This is a genomic window from Serratia liquefaciens, assembly GCF_027594825.1.
GTDB lineage: Bacteria > Pseudomonadota > Gammaproteobacteria > Enterobacterales > Enterobacteriaceae > Serratia > Serratia liquefaciens_A.
On sequence record NZ_CP088930.1, the window covers coordinates 2,977,313 to 2,997,544 of the forward strand.

17 protein-coding genes are annotated in these 20,232 nt (G+C 57.7%); 9 read left to right on the forward strand and 8 right to left on the reverse strand.

From position 1 onward, the window contains the following. Positions 1–131: 131 nt before the first annotated feature. Positions 132–2,120 (forward strand): autotransporter outer membrane beta-barrel domain-containing protein, encoded by a 1,989-nt coding sequence (locus LQ945_RS13540; RefSeq protein WP_270100959.1) that lies wholly within the window; start codon positions 132–134, stop codon positions 2,118–2,120. An 18-nt stretch (positions 2,121–2,138) separates the two neighbouring features. On the opposite strand, the gene LQ945_RS13545 is transcribed toward LQ945_RS13540, so the two are convergent. After that, on the reverse strand, positions 2,139–3,479 hold the full coding sequence (locus LQ945_RS13545; RefSeq protein WP_270100960.1) for an MFS transporter: 1,341 nt from the start codon (positions 3,477–3,479) through the stop codon (positions 2,139–2,141). Positions 3,480–3,742: 263 nt separating this feature from the next. Here LQ945_RS13545 and glyQ point away from each other — a divergent pair, with 263 nt between their 5' ends. Together glyQ and glyS are read left to right on the forward strand one after the other, a co-directional pair. Continuing rightward, positions 3,743–4,657 (forward strand): glycine--tRNA ligase subunit alpha, encoded by a 915-nt coding sequence (gene glyQ / locus LQ945_RS13550; RefSeq protein WP_044554320.1) that lies wholly within the window; start codon positions 3,743–3,745, stop codon positions 4,655–4,657. A gap of 9 nt (positions 4,658–4,666) precedes the next feature. Next, positions 4,667–6,736 carry a glycine--tRNA ligase subunit beta gene (glyS, locus tag LQ945_RS13555; RefSeq protein ID WP_182823348.1) on the forward strand — a complete coding sequence of 690 codons (2,070 nt, stop codon included), beginning with the start codon at positions 4,667–4,669 and terminating at the stop codon, positions 6,734–6,736. Positions 6,737–6,774: 38 nt separating this feature from the next. On the opposite strand, the gene LQ945_RS24855 is transcribed toward glyS, so the two are convergent. After that, entirely contained in the window at positions 6,775–6,957 is a 183-nt protein-coding gene (locus LQ945_RS24855; protein WP_333482949.1) for a Fic family protein, read from the reverse strand. 270 nt (positions 6,958–7,227) lie between these two features. Here LQ945_RS24855 and LQ945_RS13560 point away from each other — a divergent pair, with 270 nt between their 5' ends. The 4 genes from LQ945_RS13560 (at position 7,228) to LQ945_RS13575 (ending at position 12,256) form a co-directional block, all read left to right on the forward strand. Further along, positions 7,228–7,947 (forward strand): DUF3053 domain-containing protein, encoded by a 720-nt coding sequence (locus LQ945_RS13560; protein WP_270100961.1) that lies wholly within the window; start codon positions 7,228–7,230, stop codon positions 7,945–7,947. 533 nt (positions 7,948–8,480) lie between these two features. After that, entirely contained in the window at positions 8,481–10,400 is a 1,920-nt protein-coding gene (locus tag LQ945_RS13565) for a PTS mannitol transporter subunit IICBA (RefSeq protein ID WP_270100962.1), read from the forward strand. Between the two features lie 58 nt (positions 10,401–10,458). Further along, positions 10,459–11,610 carry a mannitol-1-phosphate 5-dehydrogenase gene (locus tag LQ945_RS13570; RefSeq protein WP_182823342.1) on the forward strand — a complete coding sequence of 384 codons (1,152 nt, stop codon included), beginning with the start codon at positions 10,459–10,461 and terminating at the stop codon, positions 11,608–11,610. Between the two features lie 94 nt (positions 11,611–11,704). Next, positions 11,705–12,256, forward strand: a complete 552-nt coding sequence (locus LQ945_RS13575; RefSeq protein ID WP_044554476.1) for an MltR family transcriptional regulator — start codon at positions 11,705–11,707, stop codon at positions 12,254–12,256. On the opposite strand, the gene LQ945_RS13580 is transcribed toward LQ945_RS13575, so the two are convergent. Continuing rightward, entirely contained in the window at positions 12,253–12,861 is a 609-nt protein-coding gene (locus tag LQ945_RS13580) for a LysE family translocator (RefSeq protein ID WP_044554326.1), read from the reverse strand. The genes LQ945_RS13575 and LQ945_RS13580 overlap by 4 nt on opposite strands. 140 nt (positions 12,862–13,001) lie before the next feature. On the opposite strand from LQ945_RS13580, the gene LQ945_RS13585 reads away from it, so the two are divergent. Next, positions 13,002–14,468 (forward strand): PLP-dependent aminotransferase family protein, encoded by a 1,467-nt coding sequence (locus LQ945_RS13585; protein ID WP_262241987.1) that lies wholly within the window; start codon positions 13,002–13,004, stop codon positions 14,466–14,468. Between the two features lie 71 nt (positions 14,469–14,539). After that, entirely contained in the window at positions 14,540–14,902 is a 363-nt protein-coding gene (locus tag LQ945_RS13590; protein WP_044554328.1) for a YibL family ribosome-associated protein, read from the forward strand. A 31-nt stretch (positions 14,903–14,933) separates the two neighbouring features. Here the strand turns inward: LQ945_RS13590 and LQ945_RS13595 are convergent, their stop codons facing one another. The 5 genes from LQ945_RS13595 to fdhD all read right to left on the reverse strand — a co-directional run bounded on the left by LQ945_RS13595 (position 14,934) and on the right by fdhD (position 20,205). Further along, positions 14,934–15,713: a class I SAM-dependent methyltransferase gene (locus tag LQ945_RS13595; protein WP_270100963.1), complete on the reverse strand. Its 780-nt coding sequence runs from the start codon at positions 15,711–15,713 to the stop codon at positions 14,934–14,936. A gap of 108 nt (positions 15,714–15,821) precedes the next feature. Beyond that, a complete protein-coding gene (gene yiiM / locus LQ945_RS13600) occupies positions 15,822–16,493 on the reverse strand; it encodes a 6-hydroxyaminopurine reductase (RefSeq protein ID WP_270100964.1) in 672 nt (223 codons plus the stop codon). A gap of 91 nt (positions 16,494–16,584) precedes the next feature. Continuing rightward, entirely contained in the window at positions 16,585–18,513 is a 1,929-nt protein-coding gene (locus LQ945_RS13605) for a methyl-accepting chemotaxis protein (protein WP_270100965.1), read from the reverse strand. 124 nt (positions 18,514–18,637) lie between these two features. After that, entirely contained in the window at positions 18,638–19,258 is a 621-nt protein-coding gene (gene sodA, locus LQ945_RS13610) for a superoxide dismutase [Mn] (protein ID WP_044554332.1), read from the reverse strand. A 110-nt stretch (positions 19,259–19,368) separates the two neighbouring features. After that, positions 19,369–20,205, reverse strand: coding sequence for a formate dehydrogenase accessory sulfurtransferase FdhD (fdhD, locus tag LQ945_RS13615; RefSeq protein WP_270102989.1), 837 nt, complete (start codon positions 20,203–20,205; stop codon positions 19,369–19,371). Positions 20,206–20,232: the final 27 nt, after the last annotated feature.

A 20,232-nucleotide genomic window follows, 5' to 3' on the forward strand; every position in this document is an offset into this window, starting at 1 on the left:
CCTGATTGTTTTATCATCAGTCGGCTTGACGTGGGGGAAAAGCCAGCAATATTTACTAGATGGCCGGCAGGTAAAAAGGCCAATGATAAAAACGTATTTTCCTTCATTTGCTGGCTCTCAGGAGTCTATTCATGCCTCTAAAAATAACTCGTATGCACCGTCCGGCGGTGCTTGCAGTGGCGATATTGTGCAGTATGACGACCCCGGTGTTGGCCTATGATCAACTCTACGTCTTCGGCGACAGCCTGAGCGACACCGGCAACAATGGCCGCTTTACCTACGACAGCAATAAGCATCTGTTATACGACGAAGTATTGGCGCAGCGCATCGGCGCGGCGTTAGTGGCGTCGGACGATGGTGGCAATAACTATGCTGCCGGCGGTGGCGTGGCGGTACCGGCGCTGAATTCGGCAGATAATACTCAGGATCAGGTACAGAGCTACCTCAACCGGGTCAATGGCCGGGCAGACGGTGACGGTCTGTATATACACTGGATTGGCGGCAACGACCTGGCGGCGGCGGCATTAAACCCGACGACCGCGCCGGGCGTAGCCTACAACAGCGCAGCGGCGGCGGCCGCGCAGGTTCATTCATTGCTGAATGCCGGCGCCGGTACGGTGATCGTGCCGACGGTGCCGAATATTGGCTCCACGCCGCAGTTGATGGAGCTGATTATCCAGCAGGCGTTGACGCCGGTGCAAAACGCAGCGGTTCAGGCGGCTTACGCCACCCTGAATTCGCTGGCCACGCCGGATAACGCTTCACGTACCGAGGCTATCCATCAGGCCCTGACGGCAGCCGCCGCGCAGGGTAGCGCGGTCCCGCAGGTGCAGCAGGCAATCGCCGCGCAGCTGATTGCCGCTTATGACAGTCTTAGCGCGCAGGCGGCGCAACTGACCGATTTCTACAACCAGAGCGAAGACCGCCTGTTGGCGCAGGGGAGCGGGAATATCGTTCGGGTTGATGTGAACAAACTGTTTGGCGAGGCGATGGCCAACCCGGCGCAGTTTGGCTTTACCAATACCGCAGGCATGGCCTGTCCGCCGGGCGTTTCCTCTGCGGTGTGCCGTTCTGCCATGCCGGGCTTTGATAGCAGCCAGGCCTACCTGTTCGCCGACCATTTTCATCCCAGTCCGCAGGCGCATCTGCTGATTGCCGATTACATTCAGGCGGTGCTCGACGGCCCGGCGCAGGTGGTGGCGCTGAATCAGGCGACGGCGGCCATGGCGCGTGACAGCCGTGCGACCCTCGACAGCCGTTTCCAACAGTTGCGCAGTGGCGACAACCCGCAAGGATCGCTGGGGGTGTTCGGCGGCTATGCCGGGCAGCACTATGACTATTCTTCCAATCTGGCGGCAGGCGACGGCAACGCCACCACCCACAATCTGACGGTAGGGGTGGATTACCAGTTGACCGAGAGTTGGCTGATCGGCGCGCTGATTTCCGGTTCCAATGACGATCAGCAGCCCTCCAGCCGCTACGACTACAAGGCGCGTGGCCTGCTCTTTTCCGCTTTTACCGCCCTTGACCTGTTTGAAAACGGTTGGGTGAATGCCGATTTGCACTATGCGACGATGAATTACGACGATATTCGCCGCAGCATGCAGCTTGGGGCATTATCCCGCACTGAAACCGGCAGCACCGACGGCAAGCAGTGGGGGGCGCGGATCACCGCCGGTTACGACTTCCCCGTCACCTCTTACCTGACCACCGGACCGATGGCGCAGTTCGCCTGGGATTACAGCAACGTCTCCGGTTACAGTGAGGACGGTAATGACAGCACCGCCATGCGCTTTAACGATCAGACCTACCATTCGCAGATCGGTGCGTTAGGTTGGCGGTTGGACAGCAAGTTCGGCCTGTTTAACCCTTATGCCGAGATAAGCTACCAACATCAGTTTGGTGATGACGTTTACCGTGCCAGCGGTGGGCTGAAGTCCACGCAGACCTCGTTTACCCGCGACAGCGCCAGCCAGGATAAAAACTGGGTGGATGTGACGCTGGGGGCGAATATGCCGCTGACCGATCAGGTGGCGGCTTTCGCCACCGTTTCTCAGACCGGCGGCCTGAGCAGTGGCGAACAGTTTATGTATAACGTCGGGGTCAGCGCGCGTTTTTGAGTGCCGATGCCCGATCGCTTAGGGAGCTGTTTGGTGCACTCCCGGGCGGTTGGGTAGGGTGCCCTCGGCCACTATCTTTTTTTCCGGCTGTAGCAGCGTCATGCACAGCATGCTGCAGAAAGACACCACGGCGGTGGCGAAGAACATGGCGCCATAGCCGTGGTGCTGTGCCAGCCAGCCGCTCAGCATCGGCGCGGTGATCGAGGCAATATTGGCGATCGCCAGCGTCATGCCGCTGTAAGCCCCCACCGAAGCCTTCGGCGTGACGTCTATCACTACCGACCAATACACGTTATTGACCAGCGCATTCAGCGCATTGCCGAGCGTCATCAACAAAATGATTTCGGTCGGCGTGCTCATAAAGGGGATCAGGACAAAGCAGGTGGCGGTCAGCAACAGGGTGACTGCCGCAAACAGGTTGCGCGCCAGCCGCAGGTTGCCAAAGCGTTTCAACAGCGCATCGGCGATGCGACCGCCGAGCAGCACGGTGAAGCAGGCACCGCTCCACGGGATCATCGCGACGTACCACAGCGAATGCAGGTCGTAGTTAAAAGTATCCTGCAGGTATTTGGGGCCCCAGGTCACCAACACAAAGGTGACATAAAGGAACGAGAAATAACCCAGCGCGTTAAACACCAGCGTGCGGTTGGTGAAAAACGCCCACCATGGCAGAGGCGTTTGTGCATTATCGGCTTCCTGATCGGCGCTGATGATGGTCAGTTCGGCGGCGTTGACTTCAGGATGCTCCTGCGGTGTGTCGGTGAAGAAACGGGCAAACAGCAGAATGGCGATAAGCGAAAACAGGCCCAGCAGCATGAACATGCTGCGCCAGTCATCGGTCAGCAGCAGTAACCCCACGGCCAGCGGCGCGGTCAGCAGAGAACCCACCTGGGTGCTCAGCAATCCGATGCCCAGTGAAAAGCCACGCTCTTTGCGCGGCGCCCAGTTGGCGATGGTTTTATTCATCAGCGCGTAGGCCGGACCTTCGGCAAAGCCGAACATGATCCGCAGTGCGGCAAACCCCATAATGGCGGAGCCGCCGAACAGCGCCACGCCCAGCTCGCCGGCCCAGGCGGTAGCAATCTCCAGCAGTGACCACAGAGCCCCGGCGATCAGCCAGACTTTTTTGGTGCCGATACGGTCGGCCAGAAAACCGCCGCACAGCGAACCGAACAAATAACCAAAGCCAAAATAGCCCAGCACGGCGCCCAGCTGCGCCTTGTTGAAGTTGAATTCATGGGAGATATCGTTGGCGGCGAAGGAGAGCGCGCCGCGATCGACGTAGTTGATCAGTGCAATGAAGAACACCATGGCGAAAATACGGTAACGATAGCGGCTGTCGGTTAAGGCGGTTGTCATCAGCGAATCTCCTGAAAGGACGAATATCAGGACGCTAGCAAGGTTGGTGCCAGCCTGAGTGACGCCCTCGGGCCGGGGAATGGGGAGGGATTAAGACGCTGAACCGGTGCTAAAGAGGGGCATTTGCCCTGTTTTAGTGCGTGAAAAGACCGCGCTTCTTTGATGATTAACACTTGTTGCGGGATTCTGGCTGTATATCTTACGGTCAACGGGTATACTGGCCCATCCCATTTAAATCCACTTGTATCGCGTGCGAATTCAACATGCAAAAGTTTGATACCAAGACCTTTCAGGGCCTGATCCTGACACTGCAGGACTATTGGGCGCGCCAAGGCTGCACCATCGTTCAACCACTGGACATGGAAGTCGGCGCGGGAACTTCTCACCCGATGACGTGCCTGCGCGCGCTGGGGCCGGAGCCAATGGCTACCGCTTACGTGCAGCCGTCCCGCCGTCCGACTGACGGCCGCTACGGTGAAAACCCGAACCGTTTGCAACACTACTATCAGTTCCAGGTGGTGATTAAGCCATCGCCGGACAACATTCAGGAACTGTACCTGGGCTCGTTGAAAGAGCTGGGTCTGGATCCGACCATTCACGACATCCGCTTCGTGGAAGATAACTGGGAAAACCCGACGCTCGGCGCCTGGGGCCTGGGTTGGGAAGTTTGGCTCAACGGCATGGAAGTGACGCAGTTCACTTACTTCCAGCAGGTTGGCGGCCTGGAGTGCAAACCGGTCACCGGCGAAATCACCTACGGTCTGGAACGTCTGGCGATGTATATCCAGGGCGTGGACAGCGTCTACGATCTGGTGTGGAGCGATGGCCCGCTGGGTGTGACCACCTATGGCGACGTGTTCCACCAGAACGAAGTGGAGCAGTCCACTTATAACTTCGAATACGCCGACGTGGACTTCCTGTTCTCCTGCTTTGAGCAGTACGAGAAAGAAGCCCAGTCGCTGCTGGCGCTGGAGAAACCGCTGCCGCTGCCGGCTTACGAACGTATTCTGAAGGCCGGCCACACCTTCAACCTGCTGGATGCGCGCAAGGCGATCTCGGTGACCGAGCGTCAGCGTTATATTCTGCGTATCCGCACGCTGACCAAAGCCGTTGCCGAGGCCTACTACGCTTCCCGCGAAGCGCTGGGCTTCCCAATGTGCAAAAAGAACGAGAACTAAGAGGCAGCCATGACTCAACAGACTTTCCTGGTGGAAATCGGCACGGAAGAGCTGCCGCCGAAGGCTCTTCGTTCACTGGCAGAATCCTTTGCCGCGAATTTTACCGCCGAGCTCGACAGTGCCAATCTCGAACATGGCGAAGTGAGCTGGTTTGCCGCACCGCGCCGTCTGGCGCTGAAAGTGGCCAACTTGCACGCAGCGCAGGCCGATCGCGAAGTCGAAAAGCGCGGCCCGGCCATTGCCCAGGCGTTTGACGCCGAAGGCAAGCCAAGCAAAGCGGCCGAAGGGTGGGCTCGCGGTTGTGGCATCACCGTCGATCAGGCCGAGCGCTTGGTGACCGATAAAGGTGAATGGCTGCTGTATCGCGCCCATGTTAAAGGCCAGCCTGCGCAAGCGCTGCTGGCGGGCATGGTCAGCAATTCGTTGGCCAAGCTGCCGATCCCGAAACTGATGCGCTGGGGTAATTCTGACGTGCAGTTCGTGCGTCCGGTACACACCGTGACTATGTTGCTGGGTGAAGAACTGATCCCGGGCACCGTGCTGGGCATCGATTCTGCCCGCACTGTTCGCGGTCACCGCTTTATGGGTGAAGCCGAATTCACCCTCGACAACGCCGACCAATATCCGCAGATCCTGCTGGAGCGCGGTAAAGTGGTGGCCGATTATGAAACCCGTAAGGCGCTGATCAAGCGCGATGCGGAGCTGGCAGCGCAGCAGCTTGGCGGCAAAGCCGATCTGAGCGAAAGCCTGTTGGAAGAAGTGGCCTCGCTGGTGGAATGGCCAGTGGTGCTGACGGCCAAATTCGAAGAGAAATTCCTGGCGGTGCCGGCGGAAGCGCTGGTCTACACCATGAAGGGCGATCAGAAGTATTTCCCGGTGTATGACGCCGCGGGCAACCTGATGCCGAACTTTATCTTCGTGGCCAATATCGAATCCAAAGATCCGCAGCAAATTATCTCCGGTAACGAGAAGGTGGTGCGCCCGCGTCTGGCCGATGCCGAGTTCTTCTTCAATACCGACCGTAAAAAACGCCTGGAAGACAATCTGCCGCGTCTGGAAACCGTGCTGTTCCAACAGCAACTGGGAACCTTGCGCGACAAGACCGATCGCATCCAGGCACTGGCGGGCTGGGTTGCCGGCCAAATTGGTGCTGACGTTAACCACGCCACCCGCGCGGGCCTGCTGTCGAAGTGCGATCTGATGACCAACATGGTCTTCGAATTTACCGACACTCAGGGCGTGATGGGCATGCACTATGCGCGTCATGACGGCGAAGCGGAAGACGTTGCCGTTGCTCTGAACGAGCAGTACCAGCCGCGTTTTGCCGGCGATGCGCTGCCGGAATCGCTGGTGGCCTGTTCGCTGGCGATCGCCGACAAGATGGACACCCTGGCCGGTATCTTCGGCATTGGGCAACACCCGAAAGGCGATAAAGACCCGTTCGCACTGCGCCGCGCCGCGCTGGGCGTGCTGCGCATCATCGTTGAGAAAAACCTGCCGCTGGATCTGCAGACCCTGACCGAAGAGGCCGTGCGCCTGTACGGCAGCAAGCTGACCAACGCCAAGGTCGTCGACGAAGTTGTCGAATTCATGCTGGGCCGTTTCCGCGCCTGGTATCAGGAAGAAGGTCACGCCGTCGACACCATTCAAGCGGTGCTGGCACGTCGTCCGACCAAGCCTGCGGACTTCGACGCACGCGTCAAGGCGGTCACCCACTTCCGTACGCTGGAAGCAGCCACGACGCTGGCAGCGGCCAACAAGCGCGTTTCCAACATCCTGGCCAAATCTACCGATACCCTGAACGATCGCGTTCACGCTTCGGTGTTGAAAGAGGCGGCTGAGATCCAACTGGCAACCCACCTGGTGGTGCTGCGCGATAAGCTGGAGCCTTTCTTTGCTGAAGGCCGCTACCAGGATGCGCTGGTGGAACTGGCGGAGCTGCGTGAGCCGGTCGATGCGTTCTTCGACAACGTGATGGTGATGGCCGATGACGAAGCAGTGCGTGTAAACCGTCTGACGCTGCTGAGCAAGCTGCGTGAGCTGTTCCTGCAGGTCGCGGATATCTCCGTACTGCAGTAAGCGGTTCAGTGGTGAAAAGGCGCCTTAGGGCGCCTTTTTTATTGCCGTCGTTGCAGCGAAGCACCTTGAGCAGTTAGTCGGTATTTCTGCAGACGGCTGTTCGGTTTCTCGGGCAGGGTCATTTCAATCAGCCGCGCGTTTAGCGCCGGACGTAAATAACGCTCCCGGAAAGATTTCCTGTCCTGAAGCTGCAATGCGTGCTGAATTTCTTCTCGCGACATCTCGCCTTTTAATATCGCTAATAACTCACCGACTTGGGGGGTGACTTGGGGGCTGACTTGGGGGGCAAGCTCTGTTCCAACGCGCGCAAGATCATGTCCAGCATAAACTCGACAAAGGGGGCGCAATCGCGCTTTCGCCCAAGAATAACCATCAAAAGGTGAATCGCGTATCGGATCGCATTCAGTTGATCTATTCTTATAGGCGCAAGGAGTGCAGCAAAAGGGACGGAGTCCGATGAAAAAGCAGGTTTATAACAGGAGTTATGTCACATGGCGGTAGGGATCCAGAGCAGAATTTTCGCGCGTTGGTTGGCCCCGGTATTGGCATTGTTGGTGGTCATGCAATTGACTGCCTGCGGCGATAAAGAGCCGGAACAACGCAAGGCGTTTATTGATTACATCCAGAATACGGTGATGCGCAGCGGCGCGAAAATCCCGACGCTGAGCGAAGATCAGAAACAGAAGTTCGGCAACTATGCCGGTGATTACGCCATCCTGGTCGGTTTTTCTCAGCAGTTGTCCAAGTCACTGGATGCCAGCCTGACGCCGGCGTTGGATCAGATTAACCAGATCCGCACCGCACAGGACTACATGAGCAAGCGTGATACGCTGCAACAGTCCGTTGGGGCGCTGAACCTGCTGGGGCAGCAAATCCAGTCAGCCAAGTCGCAGGCGGATACCGCCCGGGCCGCGCTGAAGCAACCTGACGATCTGAAAGCCGTGTATAACCAGGCGTACGACAAGATTGTTACCGGGCCAGCCAATGCGCTGATGCCGGTGATCCCGACCACGGCCAGCTTCGTTCAGGATCTGGTTCAGGTGGGGGATTTCCTGCGTGCCCAGGGCAATCAGGTGGCCTTTAACAATAACGGCGTGCAGTTCCGTACTTCCCAGCAGGCAACGCAGTACAACACCATGATGTCGAATCTGGTGGCCAAGCAGCAGGATTTACTTAACGCACAGAAAGTCGTCTCTGGCGTTACTCAGTAATCTCCAAACGCAGAGGCCGGCATTCCGGCTTCTGCCATTCCCCTGTGACTTTCCAACGGCTTGCTCACTTCTTGCACCACGCTTCTGTACTACACTTCAATTAATCATCGATTTCCGACATGTAGTTTTCTTTCATTCATCGCACCGCTATTTCCCGACGGGATGAATGCTCACAGGGAAGAACACCCCCAAGCCAGGATTCGGTAGCCACCGAAAAATAGATTGTGATCAATGTCACAATTTAAAAACAAACACGCATCAGAAAAGTGTGATTAATATCACATTTAATGGGCATTTAAGCGATTTTTGTTCTGGTTGTGGCTTTTTTACACTGAGTAAATGTGATCGTGATCACTATAACTGCCCAGTTGATGGGGGTTGTAGTGTGATGTTTGTCACAAAAAATCCGTGAAGTTCGCACGGTAAAAACCGCGTGATAGAGTCCATTTCGCATACAGCGACAACATGGCTGGATCGTAACAACAATAATCACGCGCTCTTATTGTCAGCGCGTAACAATAGGGGTGTGTTTTATGTTTTCACCAGACATCAAAGTCAAAGTTCAAAACTTTGGCCGCTTCTTAAGCAACATGGTGATGCCCAACATTGGCGCCTTTATCGCCTGGGGTATCATCACCGCGTTATTCATTCCTACCGGTTGGCTGCCGAACGAAACCTTAGCCAAACTGGTTGGCCCAATGATCACTTACCTGCTGCCGCTGCTGATCGGTTTTACCGGTGGTCGCCTGGTGGGGGGCGATCGCGGTGGGGTGGTGGGCGCTATCACCACCATGGGCGTGATTGTCGGGGCGGATATGCCGATGTTCCTCGGCGCCATGATTGCCGGTCCGCTGGGCGGCTGGGCGATCAAGCATTTTGACCGCTGGGTAGACGGCAAAATCAAAAGCGGCTTTGAGATGTTGGTGAACAACTTCTCCGCCGGCATTATCGGCATGCTGCTGGCTATTCTGGCATTTATGGCCATTGGCCCGCTGGTCGAAGGGTTGTCACATATCCTGGCTACCGGCGTGAACATCATGGTGACCAATAACCTGTTGCCGCTGGCGTCGATCTTCGTGGAGCCGGCGAAAATCCTGTTCCTGAACAACGCCATCAACCACGGTATCTTCTCGCCGTTGGGCATTCAGCAGGCGACCGAAACCGGTAAATCCATCTTCTTCCTGATTGAAGCCAACCCAGGCCCGGGTATGGGCGTACTGATGGCTTACATGTTCTTTGGCCGCGGCAGTGCCAAACAGTCTGCCGGCGGTGCCGCGATCATCCACTTCTTCGGCGGTATTCACGAAATTTACTTCCCGTACGTGCTGATGAATCCACGCCTGCTGCTGGCGGTGATCCTGGGCGGTATGACCGGCGTGTTCACGCTGACCCTGCTCAACGGCGGTCTGGTGTCTCCGGCTTCTCCTGGTTCGATTCTGGCGGTATTGGCGATGACCCCTAAGGGCGCTTACTTCGCCAACCTGGCGGCGATCGCCGCAGCGTTCGCGGTGTCCTTTGTGGTTGCCGGCTTCCTGCTGAAAACCTCGAAAGCGAAAGAAGAGGATGATCTGGAAGAGGCCACTCGCCGCGTACAGGCGATGAAATCTGAGTCTAAGGGCGGTGCTGCGGCTCATGCAGCCGTCGATGGTGACCTGACCACGGTGCGTAAGATCATCGTTGCCTGCGATGCGGGCATGGGGTCCAGTGCTATGGGGGCTGGGGTGCTGCGCAAAAAAGTGGCGGACGCCGGGCTGAAAAATATCTCCGTGACCAACAGCGCCATCAACAACCTGCCGGATGATGTGGATCTGGTGATCACTCACCGTGACCTGACTGAGCGCGCGATGCGTCATGCGCCGCAGGCGCAGCACATCTCGCTGACCAATTTCCTCGACAGCAAGCTGTATAACGATCTGACCGAGCGCCTGGTGGCGGCCAATAAAACCACCGATAACCAGCAGAAAGTCATCAGCACGCTTGACGACAGTTTTGAGGCCACCGAGCAAAACCTGTTCAAACTGAGCGAAAGCAACGTGTTCCTTAATCTGCAGGCCGGCGACAAGGAGCAGGCGATCCGCTTCGCCGGCGAGCAGTTGGTCAAAGGGGGCTACGTTGAGCCGGAATACGTCGCGGCGATGCTGGAGCGTGAAAAACTCACCTCAACCTACCTGGGCGAGTCAATCGCCGTGCCGCACGGCACCATCGAAGCCAAGGACCGGGTGTTGCGCACCGGCGTGGTGTTCTGCCAGTACCCGCAAGGCGTGCGCTTTGGCGATGAAGAGGACGAGGTGGCACGGCTGGTTATCGGTATCGCCGCACGCAACAACGAACATATTCAGGTGATCACCAGCCTGACCAATGCCCTGGACGACGACGGCGTCATCGAGCGGCTGGCGCATACCACAAGCCGGCAGGAAGTGCTGGACCTGCTCAGCGCCAAAAAAGCCGGATAACAGAATCATTTTAAGGGGTGCAGCTTGCTGCACCCTTCGACATTAGAAAGGTAGGAATATGAAAGCATTACATTTCGGTGCGGGAAATATTGGGCGTGGTTTTATCGGCAAGCTGCTGGCGGACGCACAGGCCGAACTGACTTTTGCCGATGTTAACCAGACGGTGTTGGATCTGTTGAACAGCCGTAAAAGCTACCAGGTTCACGTGGTCGGCGAGCAGGAGCGGGTCGAGCCGGTCAACAACGTCAGCGCAGTGAACAGCGGCAGTGAAGAGGCGGTAGCGCTGATCGCCGAAGCGGATATCGTGACGACCGCCGTAGGCCCGCAGATCCTGGGTAAAATTGCCGGCACGATCGCCAAAGGGCTGATCAAGCGTCATCAGCAGGGCAACAACCAACCGCTGAACATCATTGCCTGCGAGAACATGGTGCGCGGCACCAGCCAGTTAAAACAACATGTGTTTGATGCGTTGCCGCAGGATGAGCAGGCGTGGGTCGAGCAGCATGTCGGCTTTGTCGACTCGGCGGTTGACCGCATTGTGCCGCCGGCGGAAGCAGGCAGCAGCGATCCGCTGGAAGTGACGGTGGAAACCTTCAGCGAGTGGATTGTCGACCAGACCCAGTTCAAGGGCCAGCCACCGGCGATCGCCGGCATGGAGCTGACCGATAACCTGATGGCCTTTGTCGAGCGCAAACTGTTCACGCTCAATACCGGTCATGCCATCACCGCTTATCTTGGCCAACAGGCCGGTCTGCAGACCATTCGCGATGCCATTCTGGACCCGGCGATCCGCCGCGTGGTGAAAGGGGCGATGGAAGAGAGCGGGGCGGTGCTGATCAAACGCTATGGCTTCGACGCCGCCAAGCATGCCGCTTATATCGACAAAATCCTCAGTCGCTTTGAGAACCCGTATCTGCACGACGACGTTGAGCGCGTGGGCCGCCAACCGCTGCGCAAACTGAGCGCGGGCGATCGTCTGATCAAACCGCTGTTGGGCACTTTGGAATACGGCCTGCCGCACGCGAACCTGATTCAGGGCATCGCCGCCGCCATGAGCTATCGCAGCGAGCAGGATCCGCAGGCCCAAGAGCTGGTGGAACTGTTAGCCAAACTGGGACCAAAAGCGGCGCTGGCGCAAATTTCCGGCCTGCCGGCGGAAAGCGAGGTTGTAGAACAGGCTGTTGCTGTGTATAACGCCATGCAAAAGTAGATTCAGCATGATGAATTCACGGGCGCAGCAAGTTGCGCCCCTACACCCCGACTTCGGCATTGACGGCGCGACCCAGGCCATTCGAAAAGCGACGATGGAAGAAGCACAGGCATTTGAAAATAAGGTTCTGGAAAGGCTGAACGCAGGCAAGACGGTGCGCAGTTTCCTGATAGCGGCGGTAGAGCTGCTGGCGGAAGCGCTCAACGTACTGGTGGTGCAGGTGTTTCGCAAGGACGATTATGCGGTGAAGTATGCCGTCGAACCGCTATTGTCCGGTGCCGGTCCGCTGGGGGAGTTGTCGGTACGCCTGAAGCTGATGTACGGGCTGGGAGTGATCTCCCGCCACGAATACGAAGATGCCGAGTTGCTGATGGCGATGCGTGAAGAGTTGAATCACGACGGGACAGAATACCGCTTTGTCGATGATGAAATTCTCGGGCCGTTCGGCGAGCTGCACTGCGTGGCCGCGTTGCCGCCGGTGCCGACCTTCCTGCAGCCCGGCGAAGCGGAAGAGTCGCTGATCGCCATGCAGCGCCAGCGCTACCAGCAGGTGTTGCGTTCCACTATGGTGCTTTCCGTCACCGAACTGATAGCCGGTATCGGCGCCAAACAACCGTCCCGGCTCTCTCCTCTCGGCCGCAGTTAGGCAAAGGCCGCGCGCCACTCGTCGAACAGCAGCCACAGTGCCGTGGCTGCCATCAATCCTGCCATCACACCGTTAAACAACCGCAGTTTCCAGGTCACTCGCAACGCATCACGCAGACGATCGCCCAACACCGCCCAGACCAACACGCATGGAATATTCAGCGCCGTAAAGGCAGCAATAATCATCAAAGTATGACCGAGGCTGGCCCCTTCCCGCGGGGTGAACAGAATGGCGACGTTAATGGCCATCAGCCAGGCTTTGGGATTGACCGCCTGGAATAACGCCCCGTTGATTAAGCGCATCGGCTGCGCTTGCTGCTTGCCGTCTGGCGATGCCGCTTTGAACAGCTTCCAGGACAGCCACAGCAGATAGGTACAGCCGATCACCGCCAGCGGAAAACGGATCATGCCGGCCCAGCTCAAAATCAGCGCCAGCAGGGTGGTGGTCAGGGCCAGTTGCACTGCGCAGCCGACGCTGATGCCAAAAACCATCGGCAGAGTGCGGCGCAGGCCAAAATTTACGCCGGACGACGCCAGCAGCAGGTTGTTGGGGCCTGGGGTGATCGACATGACGGTGACATAACTGATAAAGGCGGAGTCCAGCATAATGGGTTCCTCACAGGGCTGGGGGAGCAAGGGAACCAGCATAAAACCTGCCGATGGATGGTGACAGAACCAAAAACCAGTTATTGTTATGGATACAGTTACATCAATATTAAACTGTACCCATTGCCTGGAGACAAACTGTGACCCTGCTCGATGAAATGCCGGAAACGCGCTACCAACAGCTGGCGGATACGCTGGCAGAAGCCATTCGCCGCGGCACGCTGCTGCCCGGTAGCCGTTTACCCTCGGTGCGTCGCTGCGCGCAAACTCACAGCGTCAGCATCAATACCGTGGTCGCGGCTTACCGCACGCTGGAAGATCGTGGGTTGATAGAAGCGCGGCCACAGTCGGGGTTTTATGTGTGCAACACTCTGCCGGCGTTGAAGGCCGCCTTGCCGACCAGCAGCCGAATAGAGCCACCGGCGGACGATGTGCTGGCCTTGATCGACACCGTGTTTGCCGCCCAGCAGAACCCGGCATTCACCAACCTTTCGCTGGCCTGCCCACAGACCTCGGATTTCTACCCCGGCGGGAAATTAGGGCGGATGCTTTCATCGCAGCTGCGTCGCCAGCCGAACCTGATCGGTCAGTACGCGCTGCCGCCCGGTAGCCTGCGGCTGCGTCAGCAGATCACGCGTCGTTCGATGACGCTGGGTATGCTGCTGGAGCCGGGTGATATCACGCTGACGCACGGTTGCATGGAAGCATTGCAACTGGCGCTGCGGGTAACCACCAAACCGGGCGACTGCGTCGGGCTGGAATCACCGACCTATTTTTACCTGCTGCCGCTGCTGGCCAGTCTGGGGCTGAAAGCGCTGGAAATCCCCACCGATCCGCAACACGGGCTGTCATTGGACGCGCTGGAACTGTTGCTGAACGAGAAACGGTTGAACGCGGTAATTGCCATGCCGACGGTGCAAAACCCGTTGGGCTGCACCATGCCGCTGGCGGCGAAAAAACGCCTGGCGCGGCTGATGAACGATCATCAGGTGCCGTTAATTGAGGACGGGCTGTACGCGGAGATCCAGTTCGGAGGCGCGCTCTCCCCGGCGGTGAAATCATTCGACCGCGACGGTTGGGTGCTGTTTTGTTCCAGCTTTACCAAGACGCTGGCGCCGGATTTTCGCATCGGCTGGATCAGCGGCGGACGTTTCAACGACGCGTTGCGCAAGCTGAAAGCGGTTTCGTCGATGTCCGAGTCACAGTTGCTGTCGGAAACTCTGGCGATGTTCCTGGAAACCGGCGGTTACGATCACCATCTGCGTAACCTGCGCAAGCGCTATGCAGCCCAGGTGGATGAGGCGCGAGGGTTGATTGCCCGTCACTTTCCACGCGGCACGCGAGCCACGCAACCGGCGGGGGGATTTGTGTTCTGGGTGGAGTTTCCGGACGGGGTCGACAGCGTAGCGTTGTTCCACCAGTTGTTGGAGGAGCAGATCTGCCTGACGCCCGGCACGCTGTATTCTCCCAGCGGCCGCTATCGTAATGCGCTGCGGCTCTCCTGTTGTTATCCGTTTAATGCGCGCTACAGCCAGGCGCTGGCGCGCGTGGGGGCCAAAGCCTGCGAGATGAGTGGCTTGCCGCCGGGCATTGCGCAAGACGGGTAACGACGCGCGCATTTTGCTACAATGTGGGCATCATTGATTAGCGTGCCGACAGGCACAACAGGCCAGAAACCATGAAAGAGATAGAAAAGGCAGAGATTAAGCGCCTTAGCGACCTGCTGGACGCACTGAACCACAAAGACACCCTGGTGATCCAACAGGGCAATCTGGATCTGATTGCCCAGCACACCAAAGAAAAAGAGAAGCTGGCGGCAGAAATCGAGCGCCTGAAAGGCGTACGTGTTGAAAAGCTGAGCGCAGAAGCGCAAAAGCTGAGCCAACTGCCGTTCAGCCGTGAAATCACCAAAAAAGAACAGGCGGATATGGGCTCGTTGAAGAAAAACGTGCGCGGCCTGATCGTGGTGCACCCAATGACCGCTCTGGGCCGTGAAATGGGCCTGAAAGTGGTCACCGGCTACGCCAGAAAAGCTTTCTGATCGCCGGGGCGCCGTCAATGGCGCCCGGCTTTCATAGCTTGGTGGTGAAATACGCCTTGGTCTGATAGGGCACGGTCAGGTTTTCTTTGCCCTGCAATTCCTCTTCTTCTGCCACCAGTTGGCGGATCTCATCGATTACTTCTTCCTGCTGCTGGGACGGCAAGGCAGCGATAAAGCTGGTGGAACGCACCCGGTTATAAATCACATCTTCTGCCGCACCCTGGTGGGCGAGCATAAACACCTGCTCCTGCAGTGCATCCAGCCCTTTGAACGGGAAAAGCTTACGCCACTCTCCGGTGTAAAAACGCGGGGCGTCGCCTTCGTGTCGGTCGACAATCTGGTTCAGCTTACGCACCCAACTTACGCGCGCATCGCGCATGTTCCATACCAGGCCAAGCTTGCCGCCGGGTTTGAGAATACGCTTTATCTCGGCCAACGCCTGCGGCGTGGCAAACCAATGGAAGGACTGTGCGCAGACCACGGCGTCCACTGATTCATCCGGCAGCGGGATCGACTCCGCGGTGCCCGCCAATGTTTTCACCTGTGGCAGCGCAATCGACAGTTTTTCCAACATCTGTGCCACAGGTTCAACGGCGATCACCTGAGCGCCGGTTTCCAGCAGGCGGGGCGTGAATTTGCCGGTGCCGGCCCCGAGATCGATCACCGTCATACCGGCATGCAGGCCGAGGGAGTCGCGCAGCCAAGCGGCAATTTCCGGTGGGTAATCCGGTCGCCCTTTAACGTAGCGATCGGAATTGGCCTGATAGCCAACGGCTGCGGCATGGTGGATCGAATGAGATGGGGAGGTCATAGCTTTGCTCCTGCCTGAAAGGGGTTGCCGGTTGCATCACAGTATAGGCCGGTAAAATTGCTTAACGCAGTCTCCTGCGCCACGTTTTTCATTCCCGGCTGTTGTTTCTCAGCGGCCCAGCAAGCGGCGATTAAAGTCTTCAATACGGTGTTCACTGATGCGCGTCAGCATGGTTTTACTCCAGCTGGCGGACAGCCCGGCCACCGCCAGCAGGCGGCGATATTGCTCTTCATCAAACGGCATATGCCAGGCGATGCCAATCGCCTCGGTGACCGAGACATCGCTGCTGCGAGCCACCAGTTCCAACGGGCGATCGCCGCTGACTTTACCGGCGGAGATCACGCGGTACAGCCAGCCGCAGCGGCCGCTTTGTTGCATCAGCACCGAGATGTCGTCGATATCAAAATGGTAGTTGAGCTTGAAGCAGGGAGAGCGCGGTTGGGTGACCTGGATCAGCGCGTCGCCCCAGCGGAAGATGTCGCCCATAAACACGTTGTGTTCGGTCAGCCCCTGAGTGGAAATGTTTTCGCCAAAGGCCGGCGCGGTGAACAGTTCCGCCTGCGTTGGGAACTGTTCGCGCCAGTGTTGATAATGCTCACGGGGATAGTGACACAGCGCGCGATCCGGCCCGCCGTGATAGCTTTTCTCCGCCTGCTCATCGCCTTCCAGGCCGAGTGGCGTCAGCTTGATGACACCTTCTACCAGGCGTTTGGCGATGCCGCTCGGCCGCCCGTCCTCGTAGGGTTGAACGGTGCCGATGTAAACCTCAGGGTGATGCATATGCGCCTCCATGTCTCGCTTCGAAGGTTCAGCATAGCCTGAGTTGGCCGGGGGGAACAATAACCGCCCGAGAGGTTCGGGCGGCTGAGGGTCAGAAGGTGGTCCAGTTATCTTCCGCTTCGGCGCTGGCTGTGGGCTTTTTCATCGCTGGCGCCTTGGTCGCCGTCCCTTTCACGGGGGCCGGTGCAGAAAGCTCCGCCAGACGGAATACCGAGACGCTTTGCAGCAGTATCTCCGCCTGTTCTTCCAGCGAGTCGGCTGCGGCGGCAGACTCTTCCACCAACGCGGCGTTCTGCTGAGTGGTGTGATCCATTTCCACAATCGCCTGGCCAATTTGGGCAATACCGCGAGTCTGCTCGTCGGAGGCGGCGGCGATCTCCGCCATGATGTCGCGCACATGGGTGACCGACAGGACGATTTGCTCCATGGTATTGCCGGTGTTTTCCACCAAAGTGGTGCCGGTCTGTACCCGGCTGACCGACTCGGTAATCAACCCTTCGATCTCTTTTGCCGCCTGGGCGCTGCGCTGCGCCAGGTTGCGTACTTCGCTGGCCACCACCGAGAAGCCACGGCCTTGTTCACCGGCACGCGCCGCTTCCACTGCCGCATTGAGCGCCAGAATGTTGGTCTGGAAGGCAATGCCGTTGATCAGGGTAGTAATTTCGGCGATCCGCTGCGAGCTGCTGGAAATGTCGCGCATGGTATTGACGACGTTTTCCACCAGTTTGCCCCCCTGCTGGGCGGTTTGTGAGGCGTCCGTGGCCAGTTGATTGGCGTGATGGGCGTTTTCGGCGTTCTGTTTCACCGTGGCGGTGAGCTGTTCCATGCTGGCGGCAGTTTCCTCCACCGCGGCGGCCTGTTGCTCGGTGCGGGAGGACAAATCGGTATTGCCTGCGGCAATCTCCGCAGCGGCGGTAGACACCTGGCTGACGCCCATCTGGATTTTCTCAATCATGTCGCGCAGGTTCTGGCTCATCGCCGCCACGGCATTCAGCAACTGCCCCAGTTCATCGCGACGGGTGCTGGTCTGCGCCTGCCGCAGATCGCCACTGGCAATACGTTCCGCCAGCGCCAGCGTACTTTGCAGCGGTCGGGTGATTTGCAACGTGATGCGCCAGGCGATCAGCAGCCCGGCAATGATGGCAACCAGCGTGGTGATGCCCATTTGCAGCTGCGCGGCGTTGATATCGTTATGGGTTTGCGTCAGTTCGTCCTGCATAAAAGCGTTGACCAGCGTACCGACTTCCTGCGCGCTGTTGCCCAGCTGTTGGCTGATGTTTTGCTCCTGTTGATAAGCCGGCAGGTAGGCCTGGATACGGTTCTTGTAATCATCAAGCGCGGTCAGCAGCGGTTGGAGCAGAGGGCGCTGAGCGTCATTAAGCCGCCGGCTGAGCGCATTGGCCGCGCTGCGGGCATCATCTATCGCCGCGACCAGCGGGGCTTCGGACTCGCTGCTCAGGCTCAACAACAGGCCGCGCGCGCCGTAGCGCACCAGGGTCAGTTTTTGGTTCAATTGTATGAAGGCCAGCTGCAGGTCGCCATTGGTAAGCTGACGCTCTACCTGATTCAGGCTGTCTTGCACTTCCGACATGTTCCAGCTTTGGCGCACGGCATCCTTTGCCGCTACCGCCTTCTCGAAAGCGTTTTGCTGCTGCTGGTAGCGGCCGATCAGCTCCATCAAACGCTGCAGGTCTTTGCGGCTTTGGGGATCCCAGTCCAGGTCCTGGCCCTGGTTAATCATCTTCACCGCGTTCTCGATGCTGGTGCGGTTATTTTTCAGGTATTCCGGCTTATAGGTTTGGCCGAACAGCGCGCGGTTGTATTTGGCTTGATTGATCTCGTCATTCAACCTGTTGCTGAAGTCGATGCGATCGGCGCGGGATTCGATGGTATGCAGATACTGTGCGCCGGTTCCGGCGATAATGGCCGTCAGTAACAGCATCAGGCCAAAACCGAGACCGAGCTTTTTACCCACGGTGAGATGTACGAACTTTCCTGCCAGTGTTTGCAATGCCGCCATAATGATTTTCCTTTCCGGGCGAACGTCAATTGAACAAATCATCGGCAAAGGGCGGTTAAACTTTAGCGGATTTTGGGCAAAAAAATGCCCGCATTACGCGGGCATCTTCACAACCGGGGGCGAATTACTTCTTCGCTGCGAAGCGTGCTGCTGCTTCATCCCAGTTAACCACGTTCCAGAATGCTTTGATGTAGTCTGGACGTTTGTTTTGATATTTCAGGTAGTAAGCGTGTTCCCACACGTCCAGGCCCACGATTGGGAAACCTGAAGCGCCGGCAACAGCTTCGCCCATCAGCGGGCTGTCCTGGTTAGCGGTAGACACCACGGCCAGTTTGTCGCCTTTCAGCACCAGCCAGGCCCAACCAGAACCGAAACGGGTCGCTGCGGCTTTCTCGAACTCTTCCTGGAATTTCTCTACGCTGCCGAAATCACGCTCGATAGCGGCTTTCAGATCGCCACCCAGCGTGGTGCCGGTTTTCAGGCCTTTCCAGAACAGGCTGTGGTTAGCGTGGCCACCGGCGTTGTTACGCATGAAGGTGCGCTTGTCAGCAGGCACTTTATCCAGATCCTGGATCAGTTCTTCAACGCTGTATTGCGCCAGCTCTGGGTAGGCTTCCAGTACGGTGTTGGCGTTGTTAACGTAGGTCTGGTGATGTTTGGTGTGATGGATTTCCATCGTCTGCTTGTCGAAATGCGGTTCCAGTGCGTCGTAGGCGTACGGCAGGGATGGCAGTGAATAACTCATAATCATCATCTCCAGTGGTGTATGGGCGGCGCAATGTTGTGAGCACCGCGTAAGCAGTCGGATCATTATAGTTATTTAAATGATATTGAAAATGATTATCAATGCCCTACTTACAGTGTGGGTTTAATCTGATCAACCAGGCGCTGTGGGTGGGTAAACACCGTAGCGCGGCCGGGTTTGCTGAAGCCGACCAGCGTCAGATTGCTGCGCTCGGCGATTTCCACGGCCAGCGAGGTTGCCGCTGACACCACGAACAAAATCTCCACGCCGCACATCGCGGCCTTCTGCACCATTTCATAACTGGCACGGCTGGAAGTTAATACCGCGCCCTGAGACCAGCCCTGTTTGGCACGTACGCCGAGCAGCTTGTCCAGGGCGACATGACGGCCCACGTCTTCGCATCCGCCAAGTACTTCACCCTGTGGAGATAACCAGGCGGCGGCATGGGTGCAACCGGTCAATTGCCCAACTTGCTGTACTTCCCGCAGCTGTTTCAATGCGGAGTCGAGATTATCTAAGGAAAAGTGCTGAGTGAACGGCAGTGCAGGCAGCGGACGGAAAATGTCCGCCAATTGTTCAATACCGCATACGCCGCAGCCGGTACGGCCTGCCATGGCGCGACGACGCTCCTTCAAACCGGCAAAGCGGCGACTGGAAAGCTCTATTTGTACCTCCAGTCCGTTACAGGTTTGGTTAATCTCTATACTGTAGATATCGCGTGGCGATTCGATGATGCCTTCCGACAGGGAAAAACCCAGGGCGAAAGCCTCAAGATCTTTGGGCGTGCACATCATCACCACGTGAGAGATGCCGTTATAGACCAGCGCGACCGGAACCTCTTCCGCCAGCCAATCCGGCTGTGCGGTGGCGAGTTGCCCGCGTTGATAAACCTGAGCCTGGGTCACCCCTGTGAGCGAGGTCTCATTTATGTGTTGGTCTGAGTTTATATTGTTCACTTAACTGGCACCTGTTTG